Consider the following 14,136-nt stretch of genomic DNA (forward strand, 5'->3'; position numbering starts at 1 on the left):
AATTAGTTCATTGGTTTTCAGAGGTAAAACATAGCACCCCATGCGCGTACGCTACCAGACTGCGCCACATCCCGAAATCAGCTAAATGCTGATAAAAACTCAAAAAAACAATACCCAAATTTCAATTCCGCCTACTGCTAAGCAGTATGGGTACCAGACGGAGTCCCTTCCTACCGGCTGGCAGGTATCCCGACCCGAGCGTGGCCGAAGGGCCACATCCCGAAAACGGACTGCAAAAATATAAATTTTAGCAAAACTATATCTCCATTTTCAATAAATATAAATGTTGGAGATAAAAAGAGTGGTATACCTTTCTAAGATCCCGAAAGGAACTCCCTGATTTCCATACAAAAAGCTTCTCTGGCCTCTGCGGAATCATTGGATGGATTCAATAAAAAATAACCTATGGTCTGATCTTGGCAAAATTCATCAATATCGCCACCATTCCATTGACGAAAACTCATCAACAATACATTATAATCAATCTTGTAAGGCTTTTGACCCTCACTGTATGCGTTGAGGAAGAGATTCAGTTGAAAAATGGAGTAATCAAGATTTTCAAATTCGGGTGCCAAAAATGATGAAGCGTTAGTAGGTTTTAAGTTATCCATTAAGGTAGTTTGTTTAAGATTTGGTGATTAATCCTTTCTATTTTCAGCCTTCGCAGGAATTGATTTCCATTGACTTTCACCTAAGTCAACTCAATTCCATCGTTACGTATTGGCTTATTATTTGAAACTCCATGGTGGGGGAAGAAGGTTGAATTTTCAAATAATGGTAACCCATACATCGTCCGAGTAAATATAAACAAAAAGCCTTAAAATACTATCTATACAATGTAAAATGACCTACATATCGCTGCTTCTCTCGGTCATTGGCGTTGACCACATACCAATAGTCACCAGTGGGCAAGGGACTTCCTTCGTAGGTTCCATCCCACTTTTTGACTTGGTCTAATCGTGCCACCACTCTTCCATATCGGTCATAGATGATCACATCTATATCTGGGAAAAACTCACGGTTGTTAGGATACCAATAATCATTGAGGTTGTCCCCATCAGGGGTGAAGAAATCGGGCATTTCTGGCATTCCCTCAAAGTTAAAGGGCATGACCAAATTGGCCACACAGCCATTCTGATCTCGTACCATTATATTGACATTGGCATCTACATTGATGTTAAATGTATTGGTCTCTCCATAGGATTCCCCTTGAAAGAAGTATTCGTACCCTCCAAACCCTCCTGTAGCGACTGCAGTGACCTCGTTGGGTCCCGTTTTCATTGCCTCAAGGGTGAGTGGTTCATAGGCATCAATCTCAAATTCCACAAAGGTGACACAACCATTTTCATGATAAATGTATACGGTGTGTTCACCCGGAGGAAGATCGCCAAAGGTTCGCTGTTCTGTTGCCTGCTGAATGTCCTCAACATCCAATGCGAACAATAATTGTGGTATCAATGACTGGTCTGAAATGGAAACCGTAGCGGTACTATTCGGGAATATGCCTTCACAACCGTACTGCACAATCGGCTCGGCCAAAAGTTCTATACCCACACCTATTTCGGCTACTACACTGGTTTGACATCCATTGGCATCCCTAATAAAAATCACGTAGGTTTCACCACCCAACAGGTTATCAAAGAACATGGTGTCATTTTGAACAAAATCGGCATCATCAGCTGAGTTCACACTGGTGTAATAGGGTGCCGTACCTCCTGAAACCTCCAAGGTAAGGGTACCGTCACCATCTCCCATACAAACTTCGGGAGTGGTAGATGCAATCCCAGCCACCAATTCCATGGGCTGGGTAATTTCAACTGTTCTGGTTATGGTACATCCCAAATCATCCTGAATAATGATATCATAAGTTCTAGGGGACAAATCCGTAAATGTTTTTCTATTGGGATTATTGGGGTCATCACCTTCAAAGAATTCGCTCAAGGTGTCCGAAATGGAATATCTGATAGCTCCAGTTCCACCACTGGCCTCGATAATAATTTGACCGTTGGTATCCCCAGCACACATTACAGGAACTGCTTCCAAGTAATCCAAGACCAATGGTGGCTTTGGTTCTATGACAATGGGGTCTGAAATGGCCTCACATCCCCCACTCTGGGCATATACGTAGTAGGTGCCTGGGTTCAACTCCCTAAAAATCCCTGAGCCTTGTGCAGGACGAACAGTACTGGCCGGAGTTACGGGCAACATATCTGAATTCACCAAGGTGTACATATAACTTCCAATACCTCCAAAAGCTTCGGAGCGAATAATCCCTGTTGCTTCCCCAGCACAATTAATGGTAGCATTGGTCAAATCCAAAGCAATAACCAAAGGCGCTGCAGGATCCAATGAAATTTGGTTGGAACGCTCGTAGGGACATCCATTGGAATTTTGAACATCATACTGGAACGGTCCGGGATCTAACGTTATATCAGCAGCAATTTCCACACTGGTCATTCCTGCTCCAAAAGATGTGAAAGGGTCCGAAGTTCCCGATCTACGGTAGAAATAATCCACGCCCGGCTCAGGATTCGTCACAGAAAGTTCCATTCTACCCAAATCCCCACAACCCGGAGGTTGCAACTCTACCAGTTCGGCCACTACAATTTCTGGATCCTGAACGGTAATAGGACTTGTGGTAAAACTACAGTTCCATCCATCAAAAATGGTGATGGTATAATCTCCCGCTGAAAGGTTGGCAAAGGTTGGTGTGGTCTGAAGTCCACTGTTGGTACCATCTGTAATTCGGTTCAATTGATACAGATAGTTGCCCGGGCCTTGTCCTCCAGCTACATTGTACGCTTCAATAATGCCATTATTATCGTTGTTACACGCTAATTGTTGCACCACTTGTATATCTGCGGAAATTGGGACAGGCAATGGCAAATTGATGGTATTGCTGGCCTCACAACCTCTTATATCCCTTACATTAACGGTATAGGTTCCGGTGGAAAGGTCCTCAAAGATTGGGGTGGTATTGGGATAATCAACCAATACGGTGCTACCGTCAGGAGCAATCAATTGGTACTCATACGTGCCCCAACCACCATCTCCAGCTACTGTAATTTCACCATAACCCGGCACATTACAGGTTACTGGAGAGGTTTGGATGGCATCAATCGTCAATGGCCTATCTGGTGATCGTACTGTGGTAACGTTACTGACCACATCGCAGAAAGGCGAATCCAATGCTTCAATATGCACCACAAGGTTACCCGCAGGTAGCCCTGTAATGATTTCAGGAGAATTTATCGGTGCGTTGGTATCAAAACTACCGGTTACCCCTGTTGATGTTTCAACGCCGCTATTATCCCTTGAGAAAACCTCATAATTGTAGGTTCCACTGTAATTGTTGATTTCGAGACTGATCTCGCCATCATTGCCATTGAAACAAGTTACCGGTTGTACTTCTGCAATCAAGGCCTCAATGTTGTTATATTCGGGCATATTGATGGTGGTCGTTAAATACGAACAGCCTCCATTGCCTATATCGGTCACGGCAAAAATGTAGTCCCCAGGTGTGGCAATATCCCAGGTTACACGGTCTGTACCACCAGAATTTCGGGCTGGCTCCGATCCCAAAGGCAAAATCTCGACTTCATAATTTCCAGGCCCTTCATTTACAATGATATCGATGGTTCCCGGGCTAACCCCTGTTCCTGATGCATCGCATGTGATTTGGTTCACAGCATAGCTGAAGGTGATATCCGTTGGGCTGTTGATGGTCACCGTTGAGGTTTCCTCGCATCCATTTTGATCGCGCGCCGTTAAGATAATGGTCTGATTGGTCCCATTATCAATCACTTCAAAAGTATTACTGGTCTGGAAGTTGGTCCCATCAAATTGAGGGGTACCATCATTCATACTATAGGTGTAGGGTCCAGTTCCCGTAGCGGTTCCCGTACCGTCGCCATTATCATCCGTATAAATGGTAATGGTAGCCGTACTGAACTGATTGCTGGATGGATTACAACTGAATTCTGTATTCACTGCGTTAGCTTGCAGTACCGAAGGCTCCGCAATGACAATTCCTCCCACTTGGTCGGTACATCCCCTATCCGAAACCACCTCCACTTGATAGGTGTCTGGTGGCAAATCATCAAATACGGGAGACCCTTGTGGCCCAGCAAAAATTGCAGAACTGCTATCATACAGAATATAGCTCAAAGGGGTATCCGTGTCCGTTCCGGGTTGAAGCTCCACAGAAATAGTTCCATTATCGGCACCATTACAGGTGACATCGCTGCTGGGTGTCGCCGTGATCACAGGCGTATTAACGGTAGATACATTCACAATGGCTTCGTCAGAACATAATGGAGTTGTATTTGAACTTAAATCTGTTACCAAAATATTATAATCTCCGGGCAACACATTGTTGAAGGTATTAGTACTCTGTGCTGGACCAATGTTTGCTAAAGTACCTGCATCCCGCAATTGATATTCAAAATTTCCACTACCTCCGGTGGTGTTTACGGTAATTGTTCCATCCCCAGCATTACAAGTTGGCAATGAGGTGGCATCTGCGGTTATGGCAAAGAAGTTGAACACATCGGCGGTGACCGTATTGGTACATCCGTTGCCATCACGAACGGTGATTACGTAACTGCCCGGATTGGGAACGATAAATGTTGTTCCTGTCTGAAAGCCACTTCCTATATCGTATTGGAAGGTTTCTTCGGGAAGTCCTGAGCCAGTAGATAAAGGCGAAACAATATCAATTTGATAACCACTGGTGGCTGTACACTGATTCACCACATCTATGACCGGATTGGGCACACCGGCTTCTTGGGTAACGGTCAACGTGGTTAAAGCGGTACACCCATTGGCATCCTGAACGTAGAAATCGTAATCTGTTGGATAAGGCCCCGGTATTTCAAAAGTAGTTTCCGAAGCAAACACGGTTGGAGCTGGGTCACCAGTTGGGACATACGCATAGTTGAACGGCCCTGTTCCTCCAAAACCTCTTACTGTTACCAAAGCACCTGCATTACAGGTAGCCTCAACAAAGTTGTCGATGGTGATGGATGGGGAACTAAAGCTGATAAAGACCAACGTACTTGAGCTACACCCTGTGGAATCGTCCGCTACAATAATCTGATAATTTCCAGGAGCCAACCCCGTGAACGTTCCACTATAAGGAATGGTTTGTCCGGTTAAGGTGGTTGGACCAGATTCGATAGCACCGGTATCCGTATTTTGAAGGGTAACCGTAAAGTTACCGGGGGCAGACACCCCAGAAATAGCATAATCAATACTTCCGCTACCTGAAACGTTACAGGATGCAGTGGTAGCCGTGGCTGTTACCGCAACTGGATTAAGGGGACCTATGGGGTCAATTTCTTCAACATAAATACATCCAAGAGCATCCCTGACCTCAACAAAGTAAGTCACTCCAGGTACCACTTGACCCGTAAAGTCATAGGTATCTCCTCCTGAAGTTGCTGGATTGAACGTTGGGTCACCCACCAATCTAAACTCGTAAGGCGCTGTTCCTCCAGTGGCCCTGACCCGGTATGGGAATGAAGTATCTGAACACAACCCTGGGTCGGCATCCAAAGGAATCAAATCCAAAGTGTTCTGGTCGATAATCACCTCATCGCGATCCTCACAACCTGATGCATCTGTAGTGACCACTGTGTAATTTCCGGGAGGAAGGTTGGGAAAATTCACGGTAGTACTCGGAGTTCCTATTGAGTTGGACACAAGATTTCCTGCCACATCCAAAAGGACATAATCAAAAGGAGCCACTCCGTTGTTGATGGTGGTTGAAATGGAACCGTTCACCGCTCCTGAGGAGCAAACCGCATCGGTAGGTGTGGCCGTTGCATCCAATGGAGTGCTTGCGGCAATGGTAACATCATAGGCTGGGCTCACACATCCCCTGCTATCACGAATAACAAAGCCACCATGGGTGCCAGGACCGTATCCTGAGAAAATATTTTGGGAACTAAAAGTTGCTCCATTATCGTTACTAAACTCATACGGCGGAATACCTTGGGTGGTATCGGGAATCAATGTTACAATTCCGCTGGTATTGTCCCCACATTGGGTATCCGTGGCCACCGCTGAACCGGCAATGGTCTCCGGAGGAGAAATGGTCACCACATTGGATTCTGTGGTACATCCTCTGCTATCAGTGATCAAAAACTGATAGGTGGTATCCGTAATAATGGAACCATCATTGGGGATGCTGTACACAAATGAGTTTCCAGTGATATTGTTGTTGTCCGATGTATACGGCGCTCCATTGATACTGACTTCGTAAATATCGTAATTGCCACCAGAAGTGTAGCCATTGCTGATATTCACCTGAATCTGTCCGGGAGGGCCTGCACAATCCAATTCCTGAATGGTAGTGGCATTGGCCACCACCTGAGGTTCGATGGTAGCTGTAACCGTATCCCTACAGTCATTGGCATCCACCACCTGAATGGTATAGGTTCCCGGGGTAAGCCCCGCAAAACTGTTGCTGGCACCCAGAGCACCCCCATTGATTCGGTATTGGTATGGTGCCAAACCTCCGGAGGCATTCACCACCAAGGTAGCAGCTGTAAAATTGTCATAGCAAAAATCGGAAGCACCGTTGTCCAAAGTCAAGGTGGGCGCATCCAAGCTGGTCAAGGTAAAGCTATCTGTAACGGTACATCCATTGGCATCGGTAACACTTACTTGATAGGTTCCATCTTGGGACAGGTTGGAGAACGTACTGCCATTTTTAGGCCCTCTTGTGGAACCATCAGGCTGGGTCAAGGTATATCGGTTACCACCCCATCCTCCTACGGTATTGATACGAACCGCTCCAATATTTCCATTTTGACAGCTCATATCGGTAACATCCAAACCGGAAATTGCAAAAGCGGTAGAAGGCTCCTCAATCACCAAAGTGGCGTTATCGGTACAATTGGTTTCCTCATCGGTCACGGAAATCACATAGCTTCCAGCAGTCAGTCCGGTCAATGGAATGATGCTTCCACTCTGTCCGGTTGAAACAGGACCTCCATCAATACTATAGCTATAGGTAGTGTTGAAACCATCCACCAAAAAGCGTCCTTCTCCATCAGAATCGCCAACACAAGTGACCACTTTGGTCTGTTGGGCCTGCACTCCAATGGAACTGATATCGGTTATGGCGTAGTTTTCATCATAAGAACAGCCTTCATTGTCCGTAACTCTAAAGGTATAGGTTCCCAATCCCAATCCGCTGAAGGTATTATTGTTCCCATTGTTCACAGCACTGGCCGAAGGTGCAATAATTTCATAGGTATAAGGGCCAGTACCTCCGGTAACGGTCAACCCTACGGAAGCCGTTGTGGTAATACAATCCAAACTGGAAATGGCAAAATCCAGATTGGTCGGTTTGTTCAGCGAATTAAATACAATATCCGGAAGCGACTGAACACATCCATTGGCATCCCGAATCATGGGTGTGTAGGTTCCCACTCCCAAATTGGTGAAAACAGGATTGGAACTAAATCCGGCTCCTACACTGTATTCATACGGAGCAGTTCCTCCAGAAACCCCGGAAATGGTGATTTGCCCCCCATTTTCATTGGTACAGTTGGGCACAGTATCCGGTGTGGCCGTTGCTGTAATGGTTGAAGGCGTACCAATGGTCGCCGTTTGTGGTGTTGTGGTACAGGTGAAGGAATCCTGCTCATATCGCAATACCACATTATAGGTACCGGGCGCCAAGTTGGAAAAGGTATTGCTTATTTGGAAACTTGACCCATTGTTGATGCTGTATTCGATTTCATAACCAAATCCATTGGTTACATTGATAGTGATTCTACCATCATTGGCTCCTCCACAGTTGGCATCTTCTTCGGTAAAATTGAAAATGGGCGGCGGAATGTCCGGAACATCCACAGATGCACTGCGTTGGCATCCATTGGCATCTTCCACCAAAATATTGTAGGTGCCCGCTGAAGTCACCGTAAAAGTGGTGGAACCCGTATACGTTGAGCCAAAAGGCCCTCCGTCCACGCTAAAGCGGTAAGGAGCGGTTCCACCCGAAGTGGTCAGGTTCACATCCACCGAAGTGGCCCCACATCCAAAACTAGCAGAAGCTGTTGCAGAAACCGCCAACGGGCTGATTCCGTTTCCAATGACTATAGGGTCGCCATCAATATCTGTGGTTATGGTTTCAGAGCAGTTGTTGGTCTCTACGCGAATACTATAAGTCCCGGGGCTTACATTGGCAAAAGTATAGGTATCGGCACCATTGGGCCCGAAGGTATCCACAGTAACCCCATTTTTTACCAATCGATACGTATAAAATCCGGGGACACCCGACACCTGAACGTCGATACTCCCCAATTCACTGCTACAAAGAATATCATTTGCTGTTACATCCACATTGATGTCCAAATCATCTATGGTAACTTCATTGGATGGAAAAACACAGGCCGTAGCAGATACATTTTTCAATCGCACATAGACTCTGTAATCGCCAGAAGAGGTAATATCAAAGAAAGGAGCATCTTGGTAAGGTCCCGCAGCACTGTTCAAGCTATACTCATATCCTGCAGGAACATTGGTCACCTCTACCCTACCCGGATTGCCACATACAATATCTTCCTTGATCAATTGGGGGTCCAATGGGTTCAAGGAGGATTTGAAATAGTAGTATTGTCCAGAATTCACACGTACCCTAAACTCTCCTGCTGTAGACAGATCATAGGTAGACCCTGTTCCAACCGTATTCCAGGTACAGGCCCCATTGATTGTGGGGCAATCATCAACCACAGTGGGCGCACAGGTATTTGGGTCCAGCTTTTGCCACTGGTAACTACTGCCAGATTGACTTAGGGATATAGTTCGGATATCGCTGGTACCACAGAGAAAGAACTTGGCAAGTGTGCTACCGTCGTTGGGGCAAACCACTTCTTCATTGGCCCCTTGTATAATGGTCATGAACATGCTGCTGCTTGCAGCAAAAGATGCATCCGCTTGAGTTGCTGAAGCTTTTTCGGAGGAAATCTCCGCCTTTTCATCAGCACTTGGTTCGGAAACGGAGGACACTATTTTGGTTAGTATCCGATTGACCTCTGTCTTTGCTAATACCGTGGAACAAAATATGGATATGAACACCATCAACACGGCATATAGCAAATGCCTTGTTTTTTGAGGGAGCATAGGTTAAGTCTTGTTAGGGCAGAATATTCAGATTTGGGACCTTAATATTCTTACATAGTAATTGTCTATACTTATAAAAATCTCTTTATCTTCAACACACTCAACTACCAAAAAGTAGCCGTTTATCTATAAAATATACTATTTCAACGTAAAATTATGAAAAAAAGTGTGGTATCTCAGTATTTTTTCGTTGTACTGCTAAGTACATCCTGCGCCCAAACGCCCGATAAAAACATAAATCTTCCCAAAACCATTGATTTTACTGTGGAATCCGTTGTACCCGGTCTACAAAACCCTTGGGGCATGGCATTCCTTCCGGATGGCAGTATGCTGATAACGGAAAAATCAGGGGAACTCATACATTACTCATCAGGAAAAACTTCTGAAATCAGTAATGTGCCCGAAATTTATGTGCGTGGCCAAGGCGGTTTGATGGACATTGAACTCCACCCCAACTACAAAGAGAATGGATGGCTCTACCTCTCCTACGCCTCCGAAGAAGGTGATGGAAAAGGCGGCAACACGGCCATTATGCGGGCTAAACTCTCCAATAACAGACTGGTGCAAAAACAATTGCTCTACAAGGCGGAGCCCAATTCAACCAGGGGGCAGCATTTTGGCTCCCGACTGGAATTTGACAATGACGGATACCTCTACTTTTCGGTTGGGGAACGTGGAAACAGGGACGTGAATCCACAGGATATTACTCGTGATGGCGGCAAAATATACCGAATCCATGATGATGGCCGCATTCCCAATGATAATCCCTTTGTGGGCAAGTCTGGGTCAAAAACTGCCATTTACAGCTATGGCCATAGAAACCCACAAGGATTGGCCAAGCACCCCGAAACCGGAAAAATCTGGGAACACGAACACGGCCCAAGAGGTGGCGACGAAATCAATATTGTCCAAAAAGGAAAAAACTACGGCTGGCCCGTTATCACCTACGGCATCAATTACAGTGGCACCAAAATCACCGACGAAACTTCAAGACCGGGCATGGAGCAACCGCTCTATCAGTGGACACCTTCCATTGCGCCCTCGGGAATGACCTTTGTCACTTCGGATAAATATCCCAAATGGAAAGGGAATTTGCTGGTAGGGTCACTTTCATTTCAGTATCTGGAGCGATTGGAGCTAAAAAATAACAAAGTTACCTATCGGGAAAAACTACTGGATGGCATGGGACGGGTACGCAATGTTCGCCAAGGACCGGATGGCTTTATTTATGTGGGGATTGAAGGTAAGGGGATTTATAGACTGGTTCCGAAATAGCACCTACTTGAGGGCGTCAATGGCTTGTTTAACCGAACCATATTGTTTCAGGGCCTTTTCAGCTTCTTGGTAATTCAACCCCAATTCCTCCATAATATATCGGGTACCACGATCCACCAATTTGGTGTTGCTCAACTGCATGTTCACCATTTTGTTGCCTTTTACCCGGCCAACACGTATCATAAGGGCGGTGGAAATCATATTCAGCACCATTTTCTGACTGGTACCACTCTTCATTCGGGTGCTTCCCGTCAAAAATTCGGGACCCACATTGATTTCTATAGGAATATCGGAACTCGTGGCTAAGGGCGACCCAGGGTTGTTGGTAATTCCTGCCGTCAAAATGCCTTGTTCTTTGGCTTTGGCTATGCCACCCAGAACATAGGGAGTGGTTCCTGAGGCAGCAATTCCAACCAGTACATCGTTGGGGTTGATGTCGAATTCCTGCAAATCTTTCCAAGCCTGATCCAAGTCATCCTCAGCGAACTCCACTGCTTTTCGGATGGCCTTATCACCACCCGCTATTAATCCAATGACCCTGTCATGTGGCATTCCAAAGGTTGGTGGGATTTCCGAAGCATCTAAAATGCCCAAACGCCCGCTGGTGCCGGCACCTATATAAAATAAACGCCCTCCTTTTTCAAAGCGTTCCGTCATTTCATCCACCAAAGCTGCCACCTTGGGTAATACCTTTTTTACAGCGTCCGCCACTTTTTTGTCTTCATTATTGATATTGCTTACAATATCCAAGCTTGACATTTGTTCCAACTGATTGTACAAGGAAGCTTCTTCTGTTATCTTGATGTGTTTTTTCACTGGGGTTACAATAATTGTATGTTCATATTCTTGAATGCCTCGAGTTTTTCATCCCAAGGTTCCAATTCCGTGACCATGGTATTGATCACATTCAAATCGCAAGTCTTAAACCGGTGTTGGGAATTCAATTTCTCAGAAATGCACAAAAGCACGGTTTTCTTCGAGGCATTTATGACCGCTTTTTTGGTCTGCACCACATCCCAATCAAATTCCGTCAAACCAAATTCAGCATCCACATATCCTGTTCCGATGAAACTATAGTCCACTTTAATCTGCGACAATGCATGGATGGCACTGGATCCCATGGCAATTTGGGAATCCCGGGAAAGGGTTCCTCCTATAAATATGGTTTCAATATTGGGTTTGGTCAACAATTCCATGGCAACGGGAAGGCTGAGCGTAAAACAAGTGAGTTTGAGGTTTGCTGGAAGCAAGCGGGCTAGTTCCAAACAGGTGGTTCCGCCATCGATCAGCACAACACTGTTTTCCCTGATCAAGGACATGGCCTTTTTGCCTATGGCTATTTTCTTGTCCAGTGCATATACATTGTTGCGGCTTGGGCTATAGTTGGCAAAACCCAATGATACGGCACCGCCATGCACCTTTACCAACATGTCTTCCGCATCCAGTTCCTTTACATCGCGCCGAACGGTATCAATGGACACATCCAATTTCTCCGCCAAATCAGTCAATAAAACCCGATTATGGAGCTCCACTTCATTAAGGATGGCGTGTTGTCGTTCTTCTTTGAGCATCAAAGCTGTCATTATAATTCAAATTCAAAAGTAGAAAACTATTCCAGATTATGCCGTTTATAGGAGAACCATTGTTGTCCGTCGATTAAAAACGCATAAAACGGCAAATATATTGCAAAATACTGCAAAAATGAATTATATTTGTGCTGTTTTAACTTTTAATCCTGACAAATCATGCAAGAATTGGTCAAAAATCCGTTGAAACCAGAGGCCTTGGATACGGAAACTGTGAAGTTTGAAAAAATCAATACGCACATCTATCAAGATTCAGACAGCGCATCTTGGTATGTTGCCAACGAGATTGCAAGTCTTATCAAACAAAAAGAAAAACAGGGGAAAAAAGCGGTCCTTGGTTTGGCCACCGGGTCCACTCCCACCAAAGTGTATGATTACTTGGTCCAATTCCATAAAGAAGGAAGGTTGAGCTTCAAGAACGTGGTCACCTTTAATTTGGATGAATACTTTCCCATGGAACCCGATTCCATCCATAGCTATGTTCGTTTTATGAACGAACACCTATTTGATCATATCGACATTGAACCCTTCAACATTCATATTCCCGATGGAAGCTTGCCCAAAGACGACATCAGAAAATATTGCATGGATTATGAAGAGAAAATTCAAAATGTGGGAGGCATTGATATACAGGTTTTGGGAATTGGTAGAACCGGACATATTGGTTTCAATGAACCTGGATCTTCCCTCAGCAGCAAAACCCGTTTGGTTCGTTTGGACCGTGTGACCCGACTTGATGCGGCCAGCGACTTTTTTGGTGAGGAAAATGTTCCGAGAAGGGCCATCACCATGGGAGTGGGCACCATTATGAATGCCAGAAGGATCATTCTTATGGCTTGGGGCGAAGGAAAGGCACCGATTATCCAACAAGCGGTTGAAGGTGAAATCAAAGAGTCAGTACCGGCCACGTTCCTGCAACATCATGAAAATTGCGACTTTGTCCTCGATGATGCCGCTTCTTCCTTTTTGACCCGCGTAAAAACACCATGGTTGGTCACTGAATGCGAATGGGACGAAAAACTCATCAAAACAGCGGCCATCTGGTTGTCCGAAAAATTGGGGAAGGCCATATTGAAGCTCACCAATGAGGACTACAATGAATATGGCATGGGAAACCTGATTGCCGAAGTAGGCTCCGCAGAGCAAATCAACCTATCGGTGTTCAACCAGTTGCAGCGTACCATCACAGGATGGCCGGGCGGAAAACCCAATGCAGATGACAGCCAACGCCCGGAAAGGGCACAACCCTACCCTAAAACATCCTTGATATTCAGTCCGCACCCTGATGATGATGTTATTTCCATGGGAGGCACCTTGTTGCGATTGGTGGACCAAGGACACAATGTCCATGTGGCCTATCAAACTTCGGGAAATATTGCCGTTTTTGATGATGAGGTCATTCGCTTTTTGGATTTTGCCACCGATGTGCAAAAAGAAAACAAAGAGCTCAAAAAACAGTTCAAACAGGTTCGGGAGTTCCTCGCTTCAAAAAAACCTGGGGAAATTGATAGCGAAGAGGTGCAACATTTTAAAGGACTGATCCGAAAAGGAGAGGCACTTTCTGCTTGCCGTTATTGCGGAGTTAAAGAGGAAAACGCCCACTTCTTGAACCTACCCTTTTACGAAACTGGGGCTGTGCGAAAGAAACCCATCTCCGAAGCAGACGTGGAGATTACATATAAGTTGCTCAACTCGATAAAGCCACATCAAATTTTTGCCGCAGGTGACCTTTCGGACCCACACGGCACCCACAGGGTTTGCTTGGATGTGATTTTCAAGGCCATTCAACGCCTGCTGGACGAGGGATCCGACTGGATCAGGAATTGCTACGTATGGCTCTACCGTGGTGCTTGGCAAGAATGGGACATCGCTGATATGGAAATGGCAGTACCCATTGGCCCAAAGGATATGGCCCGAAAAATCAATGCCATATTCAAGCACCAATCCCAAAAAGACAGTGCCATGTTCCCCGGAAATGACGAAAGGGAGTTCTGGCAGCGTGCCGAGCAACGAAACAAGGATACCGCCAACCGATACAATGCTTTGGGCATGGCAGAATACGAGGCCATGGAAGGTTTTGTGCGTTATCGATTTGATTCAAAATAATAGGGCACAATGAAAATTTCCATTAAGTAGTTAA

The 14,136-nt window shown here is 45.5% G+C and carries 6 protein-coding genes; 2 read left to right on the forward strand and 4 right to left on the reverse strand.

Annotated elements, in window-relative coordinates; genetic code table 11:
* Positions 1-314 precede the first annotated feature (314 nt).
* Entirely contained in the window at positions 315-611 is a 297-nt protein-coding gene (locus tag A7D14_RS09250) for a hypothetical protein (RefSeq protein WP_067033158.1), read from the reverse strand.
* Positions 612-825: 214 nt separating this feature from the next.
* Positions 826-9,135: a T9SS type B sorting domain-containing protein gene (locus tag A7D14_RS09255; protein ID WP_067033160.1), complete on the reverse strand. Its 8,310-nt coding sequence runs from the start codon at positions 9,133-9,135 to the stop codon at positions 826-828.
* Positions 9,136-9,291: 156 nt separating this feature from the next.
* Here A7D14_RS09255 and A7D14_RS09260 point away from each other — a divergent pair, with 156 nt between their 5' ends.
* Positions 9,292-10,410 carry a PQQ-dependent sugar dehydrogenase gene (locus tag A7D14_RS09260; RefSeq protein WP_067033164.1) on the forward strand — a complete coding sequence of 373 codons (1,119 nt, stop codon included), beginning with the start codon at positions 9,292-9,294 and terminating at the stop codon, positions 10,408-10,410.
* Between the two features lie 3 nt (positions 10,411-10,413).
* Here A7D14_RS09260 and murQ read toward each other — a convergent pair whose 3' ends face one another.
* Positions 10,414-11,226: an N-acetylmuramic acid 6-phosphate etherase gene (gene murQ, locus A7D14_RS09265; protein ID WP_083158046.1), complete on the reverse strand. Its 813-nt coding sequence runs from the start codon at positions 11,224-11,226 to the stop codon at positions 10,414-10,416.
* 5 nt (positions 11,227-11,231) lie between these two features.
* Positions 11,232-11,981 carry a DeoR/GlpR family DNA-binding transcription regulator gene (locus A7D14_RS09270; RefSeq protein ID WP_067033513.1) on the reverse strand — a complete coding sequence of 250 codons (750 nt, stop codon included), beginning with the start codon at positions 11,979-11,981 and terminating at the stop codon, positions 11,232-11,234.
* A 174-nt stretch (positions 11,982-12,155) separates the two neighbouring features.
* On the opposite strand from A7D14_RS09270, the gene nagB reads away from it, so the two are divergent.
* The gene (gene nagB / locus A7D14_RS09275; RefSeq protein WP_067033168.1) at positions 12,156-14,102 is read left to right on the forward strand and encodes a glucosamine-6-phosphate deaminase; all 1,947 of its coding nucleotides are present in this window, start codon (positions 12,156-12,158) and stop codon (positions 14,100-14,102) included.
* The last annotated feature ends 34 nt before the right edge of the window (positions 14,103-14,136 follow it).

Source organism: Allomuricauda sp. CP2A (genome assembly GCF_001683915.1).
Lineage (GTDB): Bacteria > Bacteroidota > Bacteroidia > Flavobacteriales > Flavobacteriaceae > Flagellimonas.